This is a genomic window from Luteimonas terrae (assembly GCF_031457535.1).
GTDB lineage: Bacteria > Pseudomonadota > Gammaproteobacteria > Xanthomonadales > Xanthomonadaceae > Luteimonas > Luteimonas terrae_A.
In genome coordinates this window covers 184,161-204,306 of sequence record NZ_JAVDWO010000006.1, presented here as the reverse complement: position 1 = coordinate 204,306, position 20,146 = coordinate 184,161, and the positions used below count along the sequence as shown (strand labels likewise).

The 20,146-nt window shown below is 67.0% G+C and carries 24 protein-coding genes, 1 tRNA gene and 1 pseudogene; 11 read left to right on the top strand and 15 right to left on the bottom strand.

What is annotated here, in order from left to right; translation table 11 throughout:
* Positions 1 to 456: 456 nt before the first annotated feature.
* The 6 genes from J2W68_RS09085 to J2W68_RS09060 form a co-directional block, all read right to left on the bottom strand.
* Entirely contained in the window at positions 457 to 2,484 is a 2,028-nt protein-coding gene (locus J2W68_RS09085; protein WP_310234825.1) for a M2 family metallopeptidase, read from the bottom strand.
* A 148-nt stretch (positions 2,485 to 2,632) separates the two neighbouring features.
* Positions 2,633 to 3,112, bottom strand: coding sequence for a hypothetical protein (locus tag J2W68_RS09080; RefSeq protein WP_310234976.1), 480 nt, complete (start codon positions 3,110 to 3,112; stop codon positions 2,633 to 2,635).
* Positions 3,113 to 3,139: 27 nt separating this feature from the next.
* A complete protein-coding gene (gene minE / locus J2W68_RS09075) occupies positions 3,140 to 3,403 on the bottom strand; it encodes a cell division topological specificity factor MinE (protein WP_310234822.1) in 264 nt (87 codons plus the stop codon).
* Positions 3,404 to 3,405: 2 nt separating this feature from the next.
* Positions 3,406 to 4,215, bottom strand: coding sequence for a septum site-determining protein MinD (gene minD / locus J2W68_RS09070; RefSeq protein WP_232137697.1), 810 nt, complete (start codon positions 4,213 to 4,215; stop codon positions 3,406 to 3,408).
* 24 nt (positions 4,216 to 4,239) lie between these two features.
* Positions 4,240 to 5,025, bottom strand: a complete 786-nt coding sequence (gene minC / locus J2W68_RS09065; protein WP_310234820.1) for a septum site-determining protein MinC — start codon at positions 5,023 to 5,025, stop codon at positions 4,240 to 4,242.
* The gene (locus tag J2W68_RS09060; protein WP_310234816.1) at positions 5,025 to 5,618 is read right to left on the bottom strand and encodes a GNAT family N-acetyltransferase; all 594 of its coding nucleotides are present in this window, start codon (positions 5,616 to 5,618) and stop codon (positions 5,025 to 5,027) included. Before J2W68_RS09060 ends, minC begins: the two co-directional genes overlap by 1 nt.
* Before the next feature lie 178 nt (positions 5,619 to 5,796).
* Between J2W68_RS09060 and J2W68_RS09055 the strand changes: the two genes are divergently transcribed.
* From J2W68_RS09055 to J2W68_RS09040, 4 genes and pseudogenes are all read left to right on the top strand, one after another.
* Positions 5,797 to 6,996, top strand: a complete 1,200-nt coding sequence (locus J2W68_RS09055; RefSeq protein ID WP_310234814.1) for a sensor histidine kinase — start codon at positions 5,797 to 5,799, stop codon at positions 6,994 to 6,996.
* Between the two features lie 22 nt (positions 6,997 to 7,018).
* Entirely contained in the window at positions 7,019 to 7,660 is a 642-nt protein-coding gene (locus J2W68_RS09050; RefSeq protein ID WP_310234812.1) for a response regulator transcription factor, read from the top strand.
* A 440-nt stretch (positions 7,661 to 8,100) separates the two neighbouring features.
* Positions 8,101 to 9,255 (top strand): annotated as a pseudogene (locus J2W68_RS09045) (SRPBCC family protein); the annotation flags it as partial.
* A gap of 242 nt (positions 9,256 to 9,497) precedes the next feature.
* On the top strand, positions 9,498 to 9,869 hold the full coding sequence (locus J2W68_RS09040) for a DUF423 domain-containing protein (RefSeq protein ID WP_310234810.1): 372 nt from the start codon (positions 9,498 to 9,500) through the stop codon (positions 9,867 to 9,869).
* Between the two features lie 20 nt (positions 9,870 to 9,889).
* Here the strand turns inward: J2W68_RS09040 and J2W68_RS09035 are convergent, their stop codons facing one another.
* From J2W68_RS09035 to J2W68_RS09005, 7 genes are read right to left on the bottom strand one after another with little or no spacing between them, the layout of a single operon-like run.
* On the bottom strand, positions 9,890 to 10,699 hold the full coding sequence (locus J2W68_RS09035) for a M15 family metallopeptidase (RefSeq protein WP_310234807.1): 810 nt from the start codon (positions 10,697 to 10,699) through the stop codon (positions 9,890 to 9,892).
* Positions 10,700 to 10,709: 10 nt separating this feature from the next.
* Positions 10,710 to 11,120 (bottom strand): hypothetical protein, encoded by a 411-nt coding sequence (locus tag J2W68_RS09030; RefSeq protein ID WP_310234805.1) that lies wholly within the window; start codon positions 11,118 to 11,120, stop codon positions 10,710 to 10,712.
* Between the two features lie 54 nt (positions 11,121 to 11,174).
* A complete protein-coding gene (locus J2W68_RS09025) occupies positions 11,175 to 12,002 on the bottom strand; it encodes a CPBP family glutamic-type intramembrane protease (protein ID WP_310234803.1) in 828 nt (275 codons plus the stop codon).
* Positions 11,999 to 12,178 carry a DUF4177 domain-containing protein gene (locus J2W68_RS09020; RefSeq protein WP_310152870.1) on the bottom strand — a complete coding sequence of 60 codons (180 nt, stop codon included), beginning with the start codon at positions 12,176 to 12,178 and terminating at the stop codon, positions 11,999 to 12,001. Before J2W68_RS09020 ends, J2W68_RS09025 begins: the two co-directional genes overlap by 4 nt.
* Positions 12,171 to 12,362 (bottom strand): Arc family DNA binding domain-containing protein, encoded by a 192-nt coding sequence (locus J2W68_RS09015; protein WP_310152873.1) that lies wholly within the window; start codon positions 12,360 to 12,362, stop codon positions 12,171 to 12,173. Before J2W68_RS09015 ends, J2W68_RS09020 begins: the two co-directional genes overlap by 8 nt.
* Entirely contained in the window at positions 12,359 to 12,700 is a 342-nt protein-coding gene (locus J2W68_RS09010) for a hypothetical protein (protein WP_310234802.1), read from the bottom strand. Before J2W68_RS09010 ends, J2W68_RS09015 begins: the two co-directional genes overlap by 4 nt.
* Positions 12,700 to 13,554, bottom strand: a complete 855-nt coding sequence (locus tag J2W68_RS09005; protein WP_310152878.1) for an SPFH domain-containing protein — start codon at positions 13,552 to 13,554, stop codon at positions 12,700 to 12,702. Before J2W68_RS09005 ends, J2W68_RS09010 begins: the two co-directional genes overlap by 1 nt.
* A 119-nt stretch (positions 13,555 to 13,673) precedes the next feature.
* On the opposite strand from J2W68_RS09005, the gene J2W68_RS09000 reads away from it, so the two are divergent.
* The 6 genes from J2W68_RS09000 (at position 13,674) to J2W68_RS08975 (ending at position 18,332) form a co-directional block, all read left to right on the top strand.
* Positions 13,674 to 14,294: a CDP-alcohol phosphatidyltransferase family protein gene (locus J2W68_RS09000; protein WP_310152881.1), complete on the top strand. Its 621-nt coding sequence runs from the start codon at positions 13,674 to 13,676 to the stop codon at positions 14,292 to 14,294.
* Between the two features lie 56 nt (positions 14,295 to 14,350).
* Positions 14,351 to 15,892 (top strand): class III poly(R)-hydroxyalkanoic acid synthase subunit PhaE, encoded by a 1,542-nt coding sequence (gene phaE, locus J2W68_RS08995; RefSeq protein ID WP_310234800.1) that lies wholly within the window; start codon positions 14,351 to 14,353, stop codon positions 15,890 to 15,892.
* Between the two features lie 2 nt (positions 15,893 to 15,894).
* A complete protein-coding gene (gene phaC / locus J2W68_RS08990; RefSeq protein WP_310234797.1) occupies positions 15,895 to 16,962 on the top strand; it encodes a class III poly(R)-hydroxyalkanoic acid synthase subunit PhaC in 1,068 nt (355 codons plus the stop codon).
* Positions 16,963 to 16,990: 28 nt separating this feature from the next.
* Entirely contained in the window at positions 16,991 to 17,188 is a 198-nt protein-coding gene (locus tag J2W68_RS08985) for a PspC domain-containing protein (protein ID WP_310234795.1), read from the top strand.
* Between the two features lie 2 nt (positions 17,189 to 17,190).
* Complete coding sequence (locus tag J2W68_RS08980; RefSeq protein WP_310234793.1) at positions 17,191 to 17,637, top strand: hypothetical protein; 447 nt, start codon at positions 17,191 to 17,193, stop codon at positions 17,635 to 17,637.
* Between the two features lie 212 nt (positions 17,638 to 17,849).
* Positions 17,850 to 18,332, top strand: coding sequence for a hypothetical protein (locus J2W68_RS08975; RefSeq protein ID WP_310234791.1), 483 nt, complete (start codon positions 17,850 to 17,852; stop codon positions 18,330 to 18,332).
* A 144-nt stretch (positions 18,333 to 18,476) separates the two neighbouring features.
* Here the strand turns inward: J2W68_RS08975 and J2W68_RS08970 are convergent, their stop codons facing one another.
* Entirely contained in the window at positions 18,477 to 19,277 is an 801-nt protein-coding gene (locus J2W68_RS08970; RefSeq protein WP_310234789.1) for an NRDE family protein, read from the bottom strand.
* Between the two features lie 107 nt (positions 19,278 to 19,384).
* A tRNA-Leu gene (locus J2W68_RS08965) sits at positions 19,385 to 19,470 on the bottom strand.
* A gap of 202 nt (positions 19,471 to 19,672) precedes the next feature.
* On the opposite strand from J2W68_RS08965, the gene J2W68_RS08960 reads away from it, so the two are divergent.
* Positions 19,673 to 20,134, top strand: coding sequence for a hypothetical protein (locus J2W68_RS08960; RefSeq protein WP_310234787.1), 462 nt, complete (start codon positions 19,673 to 19,675; stop codon positions 20,132 to 20,134).
* Positions 20,135 to 20,146: the final 12 nt, after the last annotated feature.

Below are 20,146 nucleotides of genomic sequence, written 5' to 3'. Positions count from 1 at the left end.
CCCGCGCGAGTGTTCTGCGTGTTCCGCTTCTTCGGACAGAAAGCGTTTCGGCGCGCTCAGCGGCGGTCAGTGCCGTCTTTGAGTCCGTCATTCCGGCGAAAGCCGGAATCCATTTTGATCTGCGCGCGAATGCGAAAGCGCCGCTCATCGCAGAAAACCTAATTCAACAGATCAGGAAAGCGAACTGGCGGGCAGTGGCCGCGCCCAGCGCGCCATGGGCGAGTCGGTCGGCTTGCGCGGCACGCTGCGTGAGTGGGGAAGCGCCCGTGATGCTTTGCCGGGTCGGACACAAAGTGGGTGCGCCCGAGTCAGGGCAGGAGCCTTGGCCGAGGTGAAAGCGGCGGCTGCAGATACGCCGATGTGTTTCCGGAGTAGGGGCTCTACTCGCAAGCGTCAAAGACGACAGAAAAGAAGGGCCGGCAAAGCCGGCCCCTCCTGCTCCATGTGTGCGCTGGATCAGCCCTGCGCGGGCGTCTCCGTCGCCGGCTGCGCGGCAGGAGCAGAGGCCGGCGACTGCGCGGTGGCCGGCGCGGTCCAGCCGCAGGTCTTGCCTTCGTTCTGCTGGGTGAGCCAGGTCTGCAGAGGGGCGAAGTATTCGAGCACTGGCGCGGCGTCCATCTGTTCGCCGCCGGTCAATTCCTTCAGCGTCTGCTGCCACGGCTGGCTGTTGCCCTTCTCGAGCATTGCCCAGAACTTCTCACCGGCCGCCTTGTTGCCGTAGAAGCTGCACTCGTTCAACGGGCCGGTGTGGCCGGACGCATCGCACAGCGCCTTGTAGAACTGGAACTGCAGCACGTGCGACAGGAAGTAACGCGTGTACGGCGTATTGCCCGGCACGTGGTACTTGGCACCGGCGTCGAAGAACTCTTCGCCGCGCGCGGTCGCCGGGGCGACGCCCTGATACTGCGCCTTGAGCGACCACCACGCGCTGTTGTAGGTCTCCGGCGTGATCGAGCCGTCGAACACGCCCCAGCGCCAGCGGTCGATCATCAGGCCGAACGGCAGGAACGACACCTTCGCCAGCGCCATGCGCATCTGCGAGTTGACCAGCGATTCCTGGGTCTGCTGCTGCTCGCCGACCAGGCCGATCGACTGCAGGTACTGCGGCGTCATCGACAGCACGATGGTGTCGCCGATCGCCTCGTGGAAGCCGTCGTGCGCGCCCGACTGGAACAGCGGCGGCCGGCCGTTGTAGGCGAGGTAGTAATAGACGTGGCCCAGCTCGTGGTAGATCGTCGTGAAGTCTTCCTCGTTCGGCTTGGTGCACATCTTGGCGCGCACGTCCGGCTGGCCGTCGATCTGGATCCCCATATCCCAGGCGCTGGCGTGGCAGACCACGTCGCGGTCGCGCGGCTTCACGAACTGGGTGTTGGTCCAGAAGCTCGCGGGCAGCGCGGGCATGCCGAGCGATGTGTAGAAATCCTGCGCGCGCTCGTTCATGCGCTTGGCGTTGTCGATCTGGGCTGCGTGCGCGATGTCGGCGCGGCGATCGGAATCGATCAGTGCGTTCTCCTTGACCATCCGCTCGTTGAGTTGTGCCTGGTAGTTCTTCTCCAGCGCGCCGGTGATGTCGAGATCACCCGCGTTGGGATAGGGCTGCAGCACGTCCCAGAGGTTGCCCCAGTCCTGCTGCCACATGTTGCCCATCAGATGCGCCGGCAGCAGGCCGCCGTCGACGGTGCCGCGTCCGGGATAACGCGCTTCCAGGCGCGTGCGCGTGTAGCAGTGCAGCTGCTCGTACAGCGGCTTGACCTGGTTCCACAATCGATCGGTCTCGGCGGCGAGTTCGGCCGGCGGCATGTCGTAGCCCGAGCGCCAGGCTTCGCCGGCGTCGGCAAAACCGAGATCCCGCGCGCCTTCGTTGACCAGTTCAACGAAGCGCGTGTAGTCGCCGCGCATCGGCTGGGCGATGGTGTGCCAGCCCTGCCAGGCGTCGAGCTGTGCGTCGTAGTCGCGGCTGCTGCGCAGCACATCTTCGAGCTGGCCGAGCTGACGGCACTGGCGCGCCTCGCCTTCGCCGGTGCAGTACGCGCCCTTGCCGTAGGTGCCCTCCATCTTCGAGGCGAGCGTCGTCAGTTCGGCGAGGTGTTCGGGATTGCGCGGCGGCGGCATCGACGCGCCGAGCTTGAGCAGGTTGATCGCGCGCGCGGTCTCGGGCGACATCTGCTGGCCTTCGAACTTCCGGGCCTGCTCGATCCAGCTGTTGAGCTGGGCGAGGTAGCGCTCGTTGTACTTCGCGGCCAGCAACTGGCTGTCGTCGTTGATGTAGGTCGCCGACAGCCACTGCGAGGCGGTCAGCTCCGGCATCAGCGTCCTGACTTCCTCGTTGACGCGGGCGATGAACTGGTCGGCGGTCTCGCCTGCCGGCGCAGCAGTGCCGCCTGCCGACGCAGAGGTATCGGGCGATTCGGAACGGTTGCAGCCGGCGAGCGTCAGGCTCGCGGCCACGGCAAGGGCGAGCAGGGTGGTGTGGGACTTCTTCACGGACAGCTTCCGGTCAGCATGGGAACCGGGAGGCTAGTGCGGTGGCTGGATGCTCGCAAGTGAATCGAACGCAGGAAAGTGCATGCAAGAGCGGTCCTGGGCGCGAGGGGCGTCACCGGAAGTGTCCCGTCGCGGCCATGCGCCACGCCTACAAGGGCAGCAGATCCCGCGCGAGCAGCCACGCGCGCGCATCTTCCGCGTCCTGCTCGAACCACGCACGCGTCGAGCCGAGGCGGAAGGTGTAGCCCCAGGTGTCCATGTCCGCCATCAGGCGATCACGGCCGACACCCGGCAGCGCGTCGGCGAGCACGATCTGCAGATAGCAGGTCGCGTCTTCTTCCTCGACCGAATCGGTCGCGTCGGTATGCACCGCGGCGCGACACTCGGGCGGCAGCACGATCAGATGACCGGCCTCGTGCAGCAGCGAATGCACCGGCGTGTCGCCACGCGCATGCACGTCGACGCCGATGATGCCGGCCTCCGGTGCGCCCCAGTAACTGCCCGGAATCGGCGCGCCGTCGGGCACGCGATGCAGGGTCAGTCCGTAAGCGGCGAGCAGGGCGGCCGGCGCGTCGAAGCCGATGTCGGCCAGACACAGCACAGGTCCGACCGTGTCCGGCGCGTCGATCGTGCGTTGCGTATCCACCGGAGCTGCTCAGGCGGTGGCTTGACGCTCTTCGGGCAGGGCGACCGAGATGTCCAGCACGTCGTGGTCGCCGTCCTTGACCAGATCCACCTTGACGGCGTCGACGTCGATGCTGACGTACTTGCGGATCACTTCGAGCAGCTCGCGCTGCAGCAGCGGCAGGTAGTCGGGAGCGCCGCGATTGTTCCGTTCCTGCGCCACGATGATGCGCAATCGGTCCTTCGCGATCGAGGCAGTGTTCTTCTTCGGCTTGAGGAAATCGAACATACCCATGATCAGCCTCCGAACAGCTTGCTGAAGAAGCCCTTCTTGTCGGTGGTGGTGAAGCGCATCGGGCGCTCCTGGCCCAGCAGGCGTGCAACCGCGTCGTCGTAGGCCTGGCCTGCGTTCGACTCGGCCGACAGGATCACCGGCTCGCCCTTGTTGGACGCATTGAGCACATCGCCGGATTCGGGAATCACGCCGATCGTCTTCAGGCCCAGCACTTCCTCCACGTCGGTGATCGACAGCATTTCGCCGGTCTCCACGCGCGCCGGGCTGTAGCGGGTGAGCAGCAGGTGTTCCTGCACACGCTCGCCGTTCTCGGCGCGGCGGGTCTTGGACTGCAGCAGGCCGATGACGCGGTCGGAGTCGCGCACCGACGAGACTTCCGGGTTGACGACCACGACGGCGCGGTCGGCGAAATACATCGCCAGGAACGCGCCCTTCTCGATGCCCGCGGGCGAGTCACAGACGATGTACTCGAAGCCGTCATCGGCGAGTTCCTTGAGCACGCGCTCCACGCCTTCGGTGGTCAGCGCGTCCTTGTCGCGGGTCTGCGACGCGGCCAGCACGTAGAGATTGTCGAACCGCTTGTCCTTGATCAGCGCCTGCTTGAGCGAGGCTTCGCCCTGCACCACGTTGACCAGGTCGTACACCACGCGGCGCTCGCAGCCCATGATCAGGTCGAGGTTGCGCAGGCCCACGTCGAAGTCCACGACCGCCGTGCGCTTGCCCTGACGGGCGAGGCCGATGGCGATGCTCGCGCTGCTGGTGGTCTTGCCGACGCCGCCCTTGCCCGAGGTGACTACGATGATTTCAGCCAAAACACATCTCCTGGTATGTCGCCGTCACTCGAGTGCGGCGATCTTCAATTCGTCATGCTCCAGCCAGACCTGGACGGCCTTGCCATGGAGTTCGCGGGGGATATCGTCCAGCACTTTGTAATGGCCCGCTACTGCGACCAGTTCGGCGTGGAAACTGCGGCAGAAGATACGCGCAGTCGGACTGCCCTGTGCGCCTGCCAGTGCACGGCCGCGCAGCGGACCGTAAATATGGATGGAACCGTCAGCGATGACCTCGGCGCCGGCACCGACCGAGGACAGCACGGTGAGGTCGCGGTTCTGGGCATACAGCTGTTGTCCCGAGCGCACCGCTGACGCCTGCACCAGACCCGGTTCCGCGACTGCGGCGGCAGGTGCCGCCTTTGCGGCCGGCGGCGCTGCGGCCGGCTCCGGCACGGCCGCCGCACGCGGCGGTGCGGGCGCAGTCACCGCGTCGGCGTTTTCGTACTGGGCGCGGAACTTCGACAGCACCGGCAGGTCCAGCGCCTCGGCGAGCGAGGCATTGGCCGGGCTGCCCCAGGCCAGCGCCACCGGCAGCGCGCCGGCGTCGCGTAGCGCGTCGATCAGGGCCTGCGCCGTGGTCTTGTCGGGCAGTTCGGCCAGCCCGCCGAAATCAAGGATCACAGCGGCGCGGTCGAAGAGCTTGGGCGCGCGCGTGACACGGCTGCGCATTTCCTCGGCCAGGCGGGTGACATCGAGGGTGCGCACGCGCAGGTTGGCGATGCCCACCTGGCCGATCTTCAGTTCGCCGGCCGGTTCGAAATCGGTGGCGGGGGCAGGGCGGGACGCCATCAGGCTTTCGTCTCCTCGGTGGTGCGGACAGGCACGCGGGGGCGGCCCAGCCAGGGTTCATCAGGCAGCGTGCCGCCATAGGTCTCGCGGACCCATGCATAGCTGCACATGTCCTTGACCAACATCGAGGCACGGATGCCGCTGCCGGGCATCACATGCTGACCGACCTCGCGAAAGCCGAAGCTGCCATGGAACAGGCGCACCGGATCGTTGTCGTGCTCGAGGAACACCTCGCAGGCCAGCAACGGATGGCGGACCTCGGCGTAACTCTGCACGTCGGCGTAGAACGCACGGCCCACACCGCCGCCACGACGACGGCTGGCGACCACGACGCGGTCGATATAGAAGAAATCGGAATAGTGCGACTCGAACCAGCTGTAGTTGCTGCTGTCATGACCGCTGCCGGCACCGAAGCCGATCAGGAATCCGACCATCGCCGAATCGCGCTCGGCGACCCGGAAGTATTCCGCGGTGTCATGCAGGCGGCGGAGGCGGGCCGCATCCAGCGGCAGGATCGAGGGACCGGCGGCGTTGTTGAGTTCGAGGATGGAATCCAGCTCGTGCGCATGCACGTCGCGGACGACGATCGACATTCCAGACTCCAGAGACTACCGATGGACGCGCGAGACGACCGGGTGCGGCGCTCCTGCCGCTGCGCGTCGCACAGGGCCGGATTATTGCATGCCGGGGACCATCGGGCGACCGGGCGCGATGCTGGCGGCATGACTTCAGGCCCGTCCGCAAGCGCGGACATGCGCCTAACATGCCGGCATGCTCCGTGATCTGAACCACAACCGTCTGCTGCGCGTCGCCGGTCTATTCACCTGGGCGGTGATCGGCCTGCCGCTGTTGATGCTGTCGCTGGCGCAGGTCGAGCAATTGGCCGGCGGCGCGCGCATGGGGCTGGCGTGGATCGCCTGGGCTGTCTTTGGACTTAGCTATGCCTGGCTGACCCGCGGGCTCGGCGAGCGCCGTATCGGCGCATTCGATCACCTGTTGGTGGTGCTGCTGGCAGGCAGCGCGATCGGCATCAGTTATTACAGCCAGAGTGGCCTCGGCAGCATCCTGTTGATGGTGGTGGCCTGCGTATTGCCGTGGCTGCTGCCGCTGTGGGTGGGGGTGGCGCTGCTGGTGGCCTGCGAGTTCGTGATCGTGCCGGTCTATGTACGCGGCTGGGACTTCACCTGGGTTGAAGCGGCGCTGCAGGCGGCGCTGTACGTCGGTTTCACTGGCTTCGCCTTCGTTACCGGCTTCGTCGCGCACCAGCAGGCGCAGGCGCGCGAAGAACAGCGCAGGCTCAACGCCGAACTGCGCGCCACCCGCGCGCTGCTGGCCGAAAGCGTGCGTGTCAACGAGCGCACCCGCATCTCGCGCGAACTGCATGACCTGCTCGGCCATCACCTCACCGCGCTGAGCCTCAATCTGGAGATCGCCAGCCATCTCGCCAGCGGCCAGGCACAGGAACACGTGGGGCAGGCGCAGACGCTGGCCAAGTTGCTGCTCAGCGATGTACGCGAGGCGGTGAGCCAGCTGCGCGACGATGATGCGATCGACATGCGCGCGACCCTACTGCCGCTGGCCGAGCATGTACCCAGTCTGCAGGTGGACATGCAGTTGCCGGTGCAGTTCGTCGTCGACGATCCCGAGCGCGCCCACGTGCTGCTGCGTTGCACGCAGGAAATCATCACCAATGCCGTGCGCCATTCCGGCGCCAGCCTGCTGCGCCTGCGCTACAGCCAGGACCGGGACACGATCCGCGTCGACGCACGCGACGATGGACGCGGCGCCGAGGCGGCGCGCATCGGCAATGGGCTGACCGGCATGCGCGAGCGCCTCGCAGCCTATGGCGGCACCCTGCAGGTGGAAACCGCCCCCGAGCGGGGCTTCGTGCTGAAGCTGGAACTGCCGCTGGCGGATGCGACCGGGCTGCGCGATGCTGCGCGGCGGGGCAGGGCGCAGGCGCCGGCATGAATCCGCATCGAGGGGACACACCATGATTCGAGTCTGTCTGGTCGACGACCAGACCCTGGTCCGCCAGGGCATCCGTTCGCTGCTCGCGCTCGATGGCGGGATCGAGGTGATCGCCGAGGCCTCCGACGGCAAGCAGGCGGTCGAGACGATTCCGCAGGTCAAGCCCGACGTCGTGCTGATGGACATGCGCATGCCGGCGATGTCGGGGCTGGAGGCGATCCAGGCGCTGTCGCGCGCAGGCACGTTGCCGCCGACGATCATCCTGACCACCTTCGACGACGACCAGTTGGTGCTGGCGGGCCTCAAGGCTGGCGCCAAGGGGTATCTGCTCAAGGACGTGTCGCTCGACCAGCTGGTCGGCGCCATCCGCACCGTCGCCGGCGGTGGCTCGCTGGTGCAGCCGGCCGTGACCCAGCGTCTGCTGACTGGCCTGGAGCAGATGCGCAACGAGTTTGTCAGTCTTGACAAGCCGGACCCGCTGACCGATCGCGAAACCGAAATCCTTCGGCTGATGGCGGGCGGCTTTTCGAACAAGGAAATTGCCAATTCGCTGGGCGTGGCTGAAGGCACGATCAAGAACCACGTGTCGAACATCCTGTCCAAGCTCGGCGTACGTGACCGCACCCGTGCCGTACTTAAGGCCTTCGAATTGCAACTGGTCTGACGGCAGGATGGCCGGCCCGCTGCAACGCAGCGGGCGTTCGAAACGCCTGCGAACGTGCGGTTCGCGAGCAGACGTTTCTCACCCTGTCCAAGCTTGGCGTGCGCGACCGCATCCGCGCCGTGCTCAAGGTCTTCGAACTACAGCTGTTCTGAGCGCAACTCCGCCCGCCACGCGAAAGGCGTGCGGATTGGCAGACGGTCTCCAGCTGCGGGCCAGGCAGAGTCTGCTGCCACGCCTACGTCATGGATGCTTCACCGGATGCCGACACCGACTTGCTGAATGTGCCGACCCTGGCGCGACGGGGCATTCGCGGGCGCGCATCCGGTACACCGGGCAGGCCCTCGCATCGATGCTTGAATAGACTCGCTCGGTAACACGCAACTTGGTACGATTGCCGGTCTGTGCCGCCTCAGGCCGGATTTGGTCCTGGAGAACTCTGAATGACCCGTCTGCTCGAACTGCTGATTTCCTGCGTCATCGTCGCCGTGCTGTTTCTCGTGGTGGCCGTACTGCTTCCCTCCAGCCGCACCTTGACCGAATCAGCGGAAACCAACCGCCGCCAGACGATCGTGTTCGACACGCTCAACAGCGTGCTCCGCTTCAAGGACTGGTCGCCGGTCACCGCCTACGACCCGAACGCCGAACTCAAGGTCTCCGGTCCAGAGGCTGGTGTCGGTGCCCGCATCGATTACAGCTCCACCCTCAAGCGTGTCGGCGACGGCAGCTGGGAGATCACCGAATCCGAGCCGGGTACCCGCGTGGTCTACGCGGTCGAGAACCCGACGCGCGGCAACAACAAGACGACCACCTTCACGTTGAAGCCGACCGGTCGCAACAACCGAAACATCGAGATCACGCAGACCTACAGCGTCGATTACGGCTGGGATCTGCTGGGTCGCTTTGCTGGTCTGTACGTCAGCCGCAACGTCGGTGACGGCATCAAGCTGGGCCTGGGTCGCCTGACCAACATGCTGGCCGCCGTGCCCAACGTCGACTACCGCGCCGAAGGCAGCACGCTGGCCAACCTGACCGCTGCCGACCGCCCGGCCGAGAACCTGCTGGTCGTCGCCGCAGGTGCCGTCGAGCGCAACAACCAGGTCATCCAGGATTCGATGAAGGCCAACGTGGAGTGGATCAACCGCACCATGGCCGCCAACAATCTTGAGGCCGCCGGTCCGCTGCGCATCATCACCACCGAGCTGGGTCGTGAGACCTATACCTTCGATATCGGCATGCCGGTCCGCAAGCGGGGCACCGGTCCGGCCGTGCCTGCCGCACCGGCGGCTGCTGCCGAAGGCGAGGGTGACGAGACTGCTGCCGCGCCGCCGGTCGCCGCATCGACCACCGATGCCGTCGAGCTCACCGGCCTGGAACTGCTGGGCCCGGTCAAGGCGGTGTTCCTGCCGCGCGCCCGCGTCGCCAAGGCGAACTACAAGGGCTTCATGGCCGAGCTGGACAACGTCCGCAATGCGGTGCGTGCCTGGGCCCTGACGCAGGGTTACGAAGTGACCGATCGTCCGTACGAGAACTATCTCAACGGCATCGATACCGCGTTCACCGAGAACGGCGAGTTCGAGGTGTTCTGGACGCTGCGTGACCCCAATGCGGCGCCTGCCGCCGCGGCGCCGGCCGCGCCGCCGGTCCCGGCAGAAGCCCCGGCTCCGGCTGAGGCTGCCGAAGCGCCCGAGGCTGCACCGGCCGAGTAAGCGCAGTCCACCGCGCCGCTTGAACAACGCACACGCCGCATCCTCCGGGATGCGGCGTGTGTCGTTTCAGAGCCGTGGTTTCATGGCATTGCGGTCCGCCGCAGCGCTGGCTGCAATGAATGGAGATGGCAATGCGAGTCGGGTCCCCGCGTGGTTCACGGAATGTCGGCGCGCTGGTTGCTGTCGGCGCACTGCTGGCCGGCTTGTCGGTGGGCCTGTCGGCCTACGCATCGCACGCCGTCGACGGCGATGCGCGCGCGGCACTGCAGACCGCGGCGGTGTTCGCGTTCGGCCATGGCATCGTGCTGGTGGTGTTGGGTCGCGCCGTGCGCGGCACGCTCGAACTGGCCTCGCTGGTCGCATTGCTGATCGGCACGCTGCTGTTCGCTGGCGCACTGGTGTCGCGCCATCTGTTCGGCGGACCCTCGTTCTTCGCCCCGTGGGGCGGCATGCTGACGATGCTGGGCTGGCTGTTGCAGGCTGTGGCCGCAGTGCGGCGCTGATCGCTCAGCGCAAGGCTGAGTCAGTCGACGGCGGCCCGGTAACGCCAGTGCCAAGGTTCGTAGACGATGCCGTGCGGATTGTCGCGCGGGTAACTCATCGTGAAGCCGTGATCGGCGGCGTGGCGCGTGAGCCACTCGAATGCCGCGGTCTTCTCGAAGGTGTCTTCAGCGGGCGGCTCGCCCGGCGCGCTGATATCCAACGCGCAGCCGGAGTGATGTTCGCTGTAACCGGGCGCGGCATTGACCGCGAGGATCGCGTCGAGCGACAGGCCCCGCGCGCGTTTGCGATCGAAGATGCCCAGTTGGTAATCGTGGCTGCGATAGCCTGACACCGCGTCGAGTGCGACGTCGTCGCGCGCAGCTGCCGCACGCAGCCCCTGCCAGGCGCGGGCGGTCCCAGTCTCCAACCACAACGGCCGGCGATAGCGGTCGAAGCCGGCAAACGCCAGCCATGCCGGTTCGGCGACCAGACCGAGGCCAGTGCGCCCGGCGTAGTCGTCGGCGTCGAGACCGAGGGTCTCGAGCCGGGCTTCGACCTGTGACAACGGCAGATCCGGTGCGGCCGCCCCAGATGCGTACACCGCGCCGGCGTCGAGCAGATCCAGCGCGCCATCGATGCCGGCCTCCCGCTGCCAGCGAGGCATCAGGCCGATGACCCCGTCCGGCAGGACCGCGGCGAGATACGCGCCATCGCATTTGCGTCGCAGCACCTGTGTCGCGCGCGACAGCACGCGTGCATCGCGGTTGCTGCGCGCACGCAACAGCGCCGCGGGCCAGAGTTCGATGTCGGGCGTGTTGAACAGGAAGCGGGACGACGGCTTGGCGTGCATGCCATGCAGCTTAGCGGCGCCGGTACCTGCCGTCAGGGTGTCGCGGCGACCGGCGCGAAGTGCAGGCCGGCCACGCGACCTTCGGCGTCGAGCGCGACGGTCGCATCAGACTCGCCTGCGCGCGATGGACGCGCGTGACCACGACCGTCATGCCCTGTAGCTGTGTGCCCCGTGGCGCGTCGCGTGACGTGACCGGGCCGGCGGCTTCGATCTGCGTCTGCACCTGTCGCAGGGCGTCGGCGCTGAGTGCGGCGGTCATCTGCGGGTAGAACGTCGCCGTGACCGCGGCGTAATCGCCGGCGTCCAGCTGGTCGAGCATGCGGTGGGGGGTGGCTTCGGCGTCGGTGGTCGCGGTCTGGGCAATCGCGCTGCCCGTGCTGGCGCAGAGCAGGGCGGCGAGCAGCAGGGGGCGGATACGCATGATCGGGTGCCTGCTTCCAGCATCCAGAATGGGGCCTGCTTGAAGCGTGCCCTGCTAAAGCACCCCTTGCGGTAGCAGCAGTGGCACGAGTGCGTGCAGCACGAGATCGGCTGCGAAATGGGACAACACGGCCATCTCGAAACCGCGTTTCCAGTACAGCCAGCCGAACACGGCGCCGCCGATGCCGTTGAGCAGCAGCGTGCGCACGACGACGCCGGCCTCCAGGCCCCAGACCATCGACGCCGTCTGCAGATGGCCCAGCCCGAACAGCAGTGCGGCGATCAGGATCGCCGCCCATGCCACGCGCGGCGACAGGGCGCCATCGAAGCCGGCGCGCCGGTGCAGCAGCCAGGTCGCGACCCACGCGATCAGCGTCATCAGGAACAGGCGCAACTGCAGTTCCTCGACGAGGCCGCCGTAGAACGAGGCCATCAGGCCGTACAGCGCACTGCGCGCACCCGCGATATCTGTCATCTCGACATCCGTCGCCGGCAGCAGCAGTGGATCGAGCGCCCGCGACAGCGCAAGGATCGCGAGTGCGGCGGCGATGCCGAGTCCGATCGCCTGCCAGGGTTTGCGATCACGGATGTGTGTGTCTCCATGCCGGCTGACCCAATACTGGAGCAGCGGTGCGCCGAGTCCGACGCGATGGCCCATGCGCAGCCCGGCCCAGGCCAGCAGCGCACAGAGAATGAACATCGACATTGCCTGGATCGCGACCAGCGCGGGCAGGGCGATCGCGCCGCCGCCCGTCATGCGGCCGGAGTCGATCTGCAGCAGATACGGAATGACCGCGAGTGTTGCGACGGCGGCCGCCGCCGCGAGCAGGACCGCGATGCGCAGGTCCTGGCGCGGACGCGGCAGGCGCATGGCACCGCTCATGCGCGGCGCTTCAGGAACAGCAGCGTGGGCACCATCGCGCTCAGATGCACCACGTTCACCAGTTCCCAGCCCTGCAGGCCCAGGGTCTGCAGGCTCTCCTCGATCTGCGGTGCCTTGATGGCACCCAGAAATCCGGGCTTGATCTCGTGCACCTTGTACTGCCAGCGCTCACTCATGGTCTGTCTCCTTGGAAGGTCCACCGCCGGTCGCGGTGGGGATGCGGCCTGCGCGCCGCAGTGCATCGCGCAGCAGGTATTCGATCTGCGCGTTCGCACTGCGCAGGTCGTCGTCGGCCCAGCGCTGCACCGCCGCGAGGATCTCGGCATTGATGCGCAGCGGATAGGCCTTCTTCTCGCTCACCTGCCGCCTCCGCGAGCGCGCCGCTTTGCGCTGGCGACAGTGAAGATGCAGACGGCGGCAAGGCCGTTGACCGCGACGAACATCACCCCGATCAGCGCCAGCACGCGGCGTTCCTGGTCGCCCCACAACGCGAGGCCGAGTGCGGTGGCCAGCATCGCCAGGCCGATCATCCGCAGCAGCCGCGCGAGCTTGTCGTCGAGCACCGCCTTGTCGCGCACGGTCATGCCGCCGCTGCCGCTCGACAGCGGCAGGCGACCCTGCGCCAGCCACCGTGCCGAGACGAAAGCCGGGACCGCCATCAATGCGAACACCAGCGCCGCAATGTGATGTGCGGCCATCAGTACAGCGAGCCGGTATTGACGATCGGCTGGGTGCCGCGATCGCTGCACAGTACGACCAGCAGATTGCTGACCATCGCCGCCTTGCGCTCCTCGTCCAGCGTGACCACGCCGCTCTTGTCCAGTTCCGCCAGCGCCATCTCGACCATGCCGACCGCGCCGGCCACGATGCGCGTGCGCGCGGCGATGACCGCGTTCGCCTGTTGCCGCTGCAGCATCGCGTGGGCGATTTCCGGTGCATAGGCGAGATGGCTGATCCGCGCGTCGAGCACATCGACACCGGCCGCGGTCAGCCGCTCGTCCAGATGTTCCTTCAGGCGATCGGAGATCTCGGTGGGGTGGCTGCGCAGCGAGATCTGGTCGTCTTCGTGCTGGTCGTAGGGGTAGGTGGTCGCCATGGCACGCAACGCCGCCTCGGACTGGATGTGCACGAAGCTTTCGTAGTCGTCGACGTTGAACACCGCTTCGGCGGAATCGACGACGCGCCAGACGATGACTGCGGCGATCTCGATCGGGCTGCCTTCGAGTTCGTTGACCTTGAGCCGGCCGCTCTCGAAGTTGCGCACGCGCAAAGACACTTTCTTCTTGGTCAGGAAGGGATTGTTCCAGCGCAGCCCGGCGTCCTTGACGGTGCCGACATACTTGCCGAACAGGCTCAGTACCGCCGCCTGGTTGGGTTCGACCATGTAATGGCCGATCAACGTGAACGCGGTGGCGAGCGCCGCGAGGATGGCGAAGATCGCCAGCGGACCCCCGCCGCTGCCCACCAGTACCACCGCGCAGGCGGCGAGCAGGAGCAGCTGGGCCAGCAGCACCGGAATGCCGGGCAGGGAGCGGATCGGGTTCTCGTGCATCGCGGTATCCTCGGAGTGGTTAGATATTTGATATCGAATTGATATCTTCTTGTCAACGTCACGCAACCACGGGCGTCGAACCGGCACCATCGCCACACGCCATTGCCCTCGGAGTTCCGATGTCCCGACCCCGCCACTTCTCGATGCTCCGCGACTTCCAGCTGGCCGACTGGTTCACGCTGGGCAATGCGTTCTGCGGCACAGCTGCGGTGTTCGCGGCGATGCGCTATCTGCAGGATGGAAGCGCGCGCGATCTGCTGGTCGGCATGGCGCTGATTCCGTTGGCGTTCGTGTTCGATGCGCTAGACGGCCGTGTCGCGCGCTGGCGCAAGGTCGCTTCCACCCTGGGCCGGGAACTCGACTCCTTGGCCGACGTGATCTCGTTCGGCGTCGCACCGGCCGCGCTGGCCTACGCCTGCGGTATGCAGGGCGGCTGGGACGTGCTGGTGCTCGCCGGTTTCGTCTGCTGCGGCGTCAGTCGCCTGGCGCGCTACAACGTGACCGCCGAGACCCTCTCGCAGGGCAGCGACAAGGTGAAGTTCTTCGAGGGCACGCCGATTCCGTCGAGTCTGCTGCTGGTGATCCTGCTCGCAGTTGCCGCCTGGCAGGGCCGGATCGGCGATGCGCTGTGGCTGGGCGAGATCCGCCTTGGTCCGTGGCTGCTGCATCCGCTGGTGCTGGTGTTCGCCGCGTCCGGCGCGATGATGGTCAGCAAGACCCTGCGCATTCCGAAGTTCTGAAACAGCCGGCGTCGCAAGGCGTTGTTATGATCGAATGCGGTTCGCAGGAGTCGACGATGTTCAACATGGGACAGGGACCAGACGCGCAGGCCGCGGATCTGGAGCGCCTTGCGCGCCGTTACTGGGACACCTGGCGCGATGCCTTGCAGCGCACGATGCCGGGCAACGAGTGGAATCCGATGGGCGCCGCGCCTTCGAGCGCGGGCGCTGCGCCTTGGGGTGACCCCTCGCAATGGTTCAAGGGCGCGCAGGCCCCTGATGCCGGCACCGATGCACTCCGGCAGTTCCAGTCGATGGCCGGGCCCTGGCTCGAGCAGATGCAGCGCGTCGCGGCTGGATTCGTCGGGCGCGAGGCTTCGCCCGAAGCGATCAGCGCAGCATGGCGCGAGGCGATGGGCGGCAATCCCGTCGGCAAGATGTTCGGCGGCCTGCAGGGGCCGGGCATCGAAGGCTGGGAGACGTGGCTGCAGCGGCTCAAGTCCTGGCTCGACGCGGCGGGTGCAAGCCAGGCGATGGGCAACGGTGGGCGCGATGCGTTCGCGCTGCCGACCTTCGGCCTGACGCGCGAACACCAGGAGCGCTGGCAGCACCTCGGCCGTGCGTTCGCCGAGTACCAGCGCAGCCAGCAGGACTACCAGACGCTGCTGATGCAGGCCTCTACGGCCGCGTTCGGCATCTTCGAGCGCAAACTCGCTGCGCGCGATCCGGCCACACCGATCGAGACCGCGCGCGCGCTGTTCGATCTGTGGATCGATGCGGCCGAGGAGGCCTATGCCGAGGTCGCGCTGTCACCTGCGTTCCGCAAGGCCTATGCCGACATGGTCGGCGGCCAGATGCGTCTGCGTCAGGCCGTGCAGCGCGAGGTCGAGCAGGCCTGCCGCGTGCTGGATCTGCCCACCCGCACCGAACTCGATGGCGCGCATCGCAAGATTGCCGATCTCGAGCGCGCACTGCGCCGTCTGCGTGACCGTCTCGATGTGGTGGACGGTGCAGGTGTGCAGGCAGTGACCACGTCGGATGCACCGCCGCGGCGTCCCGCCGGCCCGACCCGCGTCGTGACGCCGGAGGCCGCCTCCAGCGGAGCAACCGCGGCCGTGACGCGTGCTGCGCCGACCGCTTCTGCGAAGAAGAAGGCGCCCGCGAAGAAAGCGGCGGCAAAGAAGACACCTGCCAGGAACGCCCCGGCGAAGAAGACGGCAGCGCGCACGACAGCGTCGAGGACCGCCGCGACCGACAAAGCCGTGCGCAGGCAATCGGTCGCGAGCAAGCCTTCTCGGAAAACGGCTGCGGCGAAGAAAGCGGCAGCGAAAAAGGCGCCGGCGAAGACAGCGGTTGCGAAGTCCGATACCGCAGCGACGCCGCGTCCTGCATCCCGTCGTCGCAGTCCAGCTGCTGCCACAAAGGCGGTTTCGCGCGGCACACGCGCTGCGCGTCGCAATAAAAGCGCCGCGGCTGCGCCCGCCCGCGCGTCGCGCAAGGCCGCGCGGACACCGACCCGCGTCGGCAGTCTGCCCAACCTCGGTTTCATCTCGCCGATTCCGCTGGCGCCCGAGCCGCTGCAGGGCAAGCGCGGGACGCCGCGTAAAGGGAAGCGTTGATCATGGCCGGACCACTGCACATCACGCCCGACCGCCTCGCAGACGAGGCCGCGCGCGTCCAGCAGAAGCTCGGCGCCAGCCTGCGTACGCTGCGCGAAGTGGGTGATTTCGATTACGGCGCGACCACGAAGCAGGAGGTCTGGCGCGACGGCAAGGTCGTGCTATACCGCTTCATTGGTGAAAAGGCGCCGACCGCGCGCGTGCCGTTGTTGATCGCCTATGCGCTCGTCAACCGGCCGTACATGATCGACCTGCAGCACAACCGTTCGATCGTGAAGGGTCTGCTGGAGCGCGGCGAGGATGTCTACATCCTTGACTGGGGATATCCAGACCGCTCCGACCGCTTCCTGATGCTCGAGGACTACATCGAACGGTTCCTCGGCGGCGCGGTGGATCATCTGCGTCGCAGCTCGGGGCTCGATTCAATCAATCTGCTCGGCATCTGCCAGGGCGGCACGTTCGCACTGAGCTACGCCGCGCTGCATCCCGAGCGCGTGCGCAATCTGATCACGATGGTCACGCCTGTGGATTTCCACACGGGCGACAACATGCTCGCGCACTGGACGCGCGATCTCGATGTCGACCTGTTCGTCGACACGCTCGGCAACGTGCCGGCCGACATGATGAATGCCTGCTACCTGACGCTGAAGCCATGGCGCCTGCTGGTGCAGAAGTACGTGGGCGTGGTCGACATCCTCGACGACGCGCCGGCGCTGGAAGATTTTCTGCGCATGGAAAAGTGGATCTTCGATTCGCCCGACCAGGCCGGCGAAACCTTCCGCCAGTACATCAAGCAGTTCTACCAGGGGAACGGCTTCGTCAACGGCGGCATCGTCATCGGCGAGCGCGAAGTGCATCTGGGGCTGGTCGAGATGCCGGTACTCAACATCTTCGCCGAGCAGGATCATCTGGTGCCGCCGGACGCGTCGCGCGCACTGCGCGGGCTCGTCGGCACGCAGGACTATTCGGAACTGTCGTTCCGCGGCGGGCACATCGGCATCTATGTGTCGGGACGCGCGCAGACCCAGGTGCCGTCGGCGATCCACGACTGGCTGGCGCAGCGCGCATGACGCGCCCACACCTCAGGCGCAGGCGCTGATGTCGTCGCCCACCTTGAGCCGTACGCGGGAGGATCGTGTGCTCGCGGGCGTCGCCGGCGGCATTGCCCGGCGCTTCGACTGGAATCCGACCGTGGTGCGCGCGTTGTTCGTGATCGTTTCGGTGGTGTCGGCCGCGTTTCCCGGACTCCTCGTCTATCTGCTGCTATGGATGCTGATGCCGGAAGGCGAGGGCTGAGCATGCGCCCGGCGCTCCGCGGCGCAGCGCTGGTGCTCGGCGCGGTGTGGACGCTGCCCAATACGTTGATCGGACTCGTCGGCGGCTTGGCGGGCCTGCCGTTTGGCGCCCACTGCCGCTGGCGACGTGCCGATCTCGCCCTGGTGTTCGACTGCTGGCCCTGGGGGCCGGGCGGGGCGATCACCTTCGGCAACGTGATCCTGCACACCGGCGATTCACTCGACGTGCGCTGCACGACCTACGCGCATCGCGCTGCGTGGTGCGAAGATGCGCCGATCTGGCTCGCCGACCACGAGCGCGCACACGTCTACCAGTACATGGTGCTCGGACCGTTGTTCCTGCCGCTGTATCTGCTGTTCGGTGGCGTGAGCGTGCGTAACCGGTTCGAGCGCGCGGCGGATCGCTATGCACTGACCGGTCGCGGCTGGTGGCCGTGGCCGCGTCCTTGATCATGTCGGCGGGCGTGCGATGATGTTGACGGCTCGATAGCGGTCCGGCGCGGTGTGCCCAGCGTGGCGGCAAGACCGGAAAGCGCGGGTCCAGCCCCATTGGCGCTCCCCTAGGGAAAACGCGGCTGGTCGCGGAAATCCGGCAGACTCGTGCTTCGCCTATCCGGTCTGCCGACATGCCGGGTGTGTCCCCGAGGTTTCTGGAGCCAACCATGCGCTACGACCGTGAAGCCGTATCCCCCTGGGCCTTCTTTCTGCCGATCGCGCTCGCGGTGATGGTCGGCAACCTGGTTGCCGATGCCATCGGCGGCATGTTGCGGGACCGCTTCGACGACGTGCCGCCTGCGATTGAAGAGCAGGTGGCGGCGTCGGTGAACACAGCGCCCGTCGAGATGGCCGCGCCGGTCGAACCCGCGCCTGTGGTGCCGGAACAGGTCGCGCCACCTGCGCCTGTCGTCGCGCCACCGAATCCAGATGCGGCCATGCTTGCCGAGCCCGACAGCGCGGCCGCGCCATCGGCGACCGCATCACCTGCCAGCGATGCCGGGCGTCGACTGTCGGGTCCAATGACCGCCCGCCAGGCGGGCGAGAGCGAAAGCTGCATCAACAATACCGTCGCCACGCGCAGTCCCAATGGCTGGGAGCAGGCGCTGGAGAACGATGCGCCGGTGCGGTGCGAGGCGACGTCGAACTGAGGTCGCCGACGTCATCGGCATGCTCGATGGCACGTGATCTGCGCGCATTGGCAGCCCCGCGCCCACACGCGGGGCGTTGCGCCTTGGAGGCACACGTACCGCCGGAGTTGGTGCGATCGAGAACTTGCGCCAGGAGGTCGGGCTTTACGGTGTTCGCGTCTTCAACCGCTGGTGCGAGGTATCGATTGCCTCACCCGCAGCATCGAAGCGCCGCTCGCTGAGGAACACGCCGTCCTGATCCACCAGCACGACACTGCTGCACCGCGTCCCATACCGGGGATCTTCGATGAATGCGGGGGACAGCCGCCGCTCCAGCGCGAGCCCGACGCCCGTATCGGGCAAGGCAGTATCCGGCGCGGTTCGCGTGTCACGTAGCCCGGCGAACAATGGCTCCAGCGCTACAGCGTCGATCGACGCAAGCGATGTACTGGGCGCAGTCGTGTCCAGCCAGTCCGCCAGCGTCAGCGTCGCCGCAGTGCTCTTTGGCCATGGCGCGTCGAAGGCGCCGTTCGACATCGCATGCAGACCCGGCGCAACCGGCGCGGCATCGAAGCGCGGATGGTTGCTGGCGAACCACAGCGCATCGCCATCCCACACCAGCAGATTGAAGCGGCCGTAGTCCTGCGCTATCTCCGACAGGCGGTGGGCGAAGGTGGCCGCTGATGCATTCCCGCGCACGAAATCGCGCACCAGCCAACCCCGCGACAATGCAGTCGTTTCCGGCGCAGCGCCTGCGCGAACGTTGGTGACGGCCGCCAGACGGCGTCGCGACGAGGCCAGCAACCAGCTGCCGCCCTGTACGAGGTCGCGGCCGCCGTAGACGTCGGCATGCTGCGGATCGAATGCAGCAGGGGCGCTCGGCCGCGCGTGGAATTCGTCGCGATTGGCGATCAATGCGAGCGGCAGGTCGGGACGGGTCTTCCATGCGATGGCGATCAGGCACATGCGGACATGCTAGCCGAGCAGTTCGATGCGTGACGCGAGGCCCGCGCGGATCGGCGGCGTTTCGACGGCCCAGAAACGGCAACGGCCCGCATGCGCGGGCCGTCGACTGGTACCGGAGGCGGGACTCGAACCCGCACGCTTTTAAGGGCGGCGGATTTTGAGTCCGCTGCGTCTACCATTCCGCCACTCCGGCACGGACGCGGGAGTATAGCGGAAGCGCGCCGCGGCCTGAATCCCGGCGTCTTTGCGTTCTCCAAACATGCGGGTCGGCATCATGCGCGTGCCGGCGCAGGGCCGGGAGCCCGGGAGGGGACATGCACGATCGAAAAACGCCGCATCCGTCAGCGGCCTGGATGCCTGCGCGATCGCGCACGTCGACTGCGCGCGTGCGTCGGATGCGTGTTCTGCTCGCGGTGATACTGCCGCTCGGCGCGGCCGCATGCGCAAGCCAGCCGGGGGCGCGTGCCGTCGATGCCGAGCCGGTCGCCGAACGCGAGATCGCGGTGCCCGCTGGCGCGAATACCATACCGTCGCAGCCGAACGGCCAGGTGCAATTGGCCGAAGGCGTCTTCCGCGTGCACCTGAGCAATATCCGCTGCGTGCGCGCGCCGTGCCCGAACGGCTACATGGTGTCGAACGTCGAAGGGCAAGCAGCTGCGCTGCGTCCCGACGTGCCGCAACCGGTGTCGCGGATGCCCGAACAGGTCCGATTTGATGCTGCGTCGGGCGGCGCTGTCGAGGAGGGGCTTGTCGAGAAAGCGCACGTGGGCGAGGGCATCGTCGTTGAAGGTCGCGCCTGGTTGATCGAGGGCGGCCGCACGCTGCGGATCGAGGTCGAACAGCTCGTGTCCGACTGACACCCGGGGCTG

Excerpts from the sequence above, each read along its gene's own strand:
- minE (WP_310234822.1), bottom strand. The coding sequence starts at position 3,403 with ATGGGTATGTTCGATTTCCTCAAGCCGAAGAAGAACACTGCCTCGATC.
- minC (WP_310234820.1), bottom strand. The coding sequence starts at position 5,025 with ATGGCGTCCCGCCCTGCCCCCGCCACCGATTTCGAACCGGCCGGCGAA.
- J2W68_RS09060 (WP_310234816.1), bottom strand. The coding sequence starts at position 5,618 with ATGTCGATCGTCGTCCGCGACGTGCATGCGCACGAGCTGGATTCCATC.
- J2W68_RS09055 (WP_310234814.1), top strand. The coding sequence starts at position 5,797 with ATGCTCCGTGATCTGAACCACAACCGTCTGCTGCGCGTCGCCGGTCTA.
- J2W68_RS09050 (WP_310234812.1), top strand. The coding sequence starts at position 7,019 with ATGATTCGAGTCTGTCTGGTCGACGACCAGACCCTGGTCCGCCAGGGC.
- J2W68_RS09040 (WP_310234810.1), top strand. The coding sequence starts at position 9,498 with ATGCGAGTCGGGTCCCCGCGTGGTTCACGGAATGTCGGCGCGCTGGTT.
- J2W68_RS09035 (WP_310234807.1), bottom strand. The coding sequence starts at position 10,699 with ATGCACGCCAAGCCGTCGTCCCGCTTCCTGTTCAACACGCCCGACATC.
- J2W68_RS09030 (WP_310234805.1), bottom strand. The coding sequence starts at position 11,120 with ATGCGTATCCGCCCCCTGCTGCTCGCCGCCCTGCTCTGCGCCAGCACG.
- J2W68_RS09025 (WP_310234803.1), bottom strand. The coding sequence starts at position 12,002 with ATGAGCGGTGCCATGCGCCTGCCGCGTCCGCGCCAGGACCTGCGCATC.
- J2W68_RS09020 (WP_310152870.1), bottom strand. The coding sequence starts at position 12,178 with ATGAGTGAGCGCTGGCAGTACAAGGTGCACGAGATCAAGCCCGGATTT.
- J2W68_RS09010 (WP_310234802.1), bottom strand. The coding sequence starts at position 12,700 with ATGGCCGCACATCACATTGCGGCGCTGGTGTTCGCATTGATGGCGGTC.
- J2W68_RS09005 (WP_310152878.1), bottom strand. The coding sequence starts at position 13,554 with ATGCACGAGAACCCGATCCGCTCCCTGCCCGGCATTCCGGTGCTGCTG.
- J2W68_RS09000 (WP_310152881.1), top strand. The coding sequence starts at position 13,674 with ATGTCCCGACCCCGCCACTTCTCGATGCTCCGCGACTTCCAGCTGGCC.
- phaE (WP_310234800.1), top strand. The coding sequence starts at position 14,351 with ATGTTCAACATGGGACAGGGACCAGACGCGCAGGCCGCGGATCTGGAG.
- phaC (WP_310234797.1), top strand. The coding sequence starts at position 15,895 with ATGGCCGGACCACTGCACATCACGCCCGACCGCCTCGCAGACGAGGCC.
- J2W68_RS08985 (WP_310234795.1), top strand. The coding sequence starts at position 16,991 with ATGTCGTCGCCCACCTTGAGCCGTACGCGGGAGGATCGTGTGCTCGCG.
- J2W68_RS08980 (WP_310234793.1), top strand. The coding sequence starts at position 17,191 with ATGCGCCCGGCGCTCCGCGGCGCAGCGCTGGTGCTCGGCGCGGTGTGG.
- J2W68_RS08975 (WP_310234791.1), top strand. The coding sequence starts at position 17,850 with ATGCGCTACGACCGTGAAGCCGTATCCCCCTGGGCCTTCTTTCTGCCG.
- J2W68_RS08970 (WP_310234789.1), bottom strand. The coding sequence starts at position 19,277 with ATGTGCCTGATCGCCATCGCATGGAAGACCCGTCCCGACCTGCCGCTC.
- J2W68_RS08960 (WP_310234787.1), top strand. The coding sequence starts at position 19,673 with ATGCGTGTTCTGCTCGCGGTGATACTGCCGCTCGGCGCGGCCGCATGC.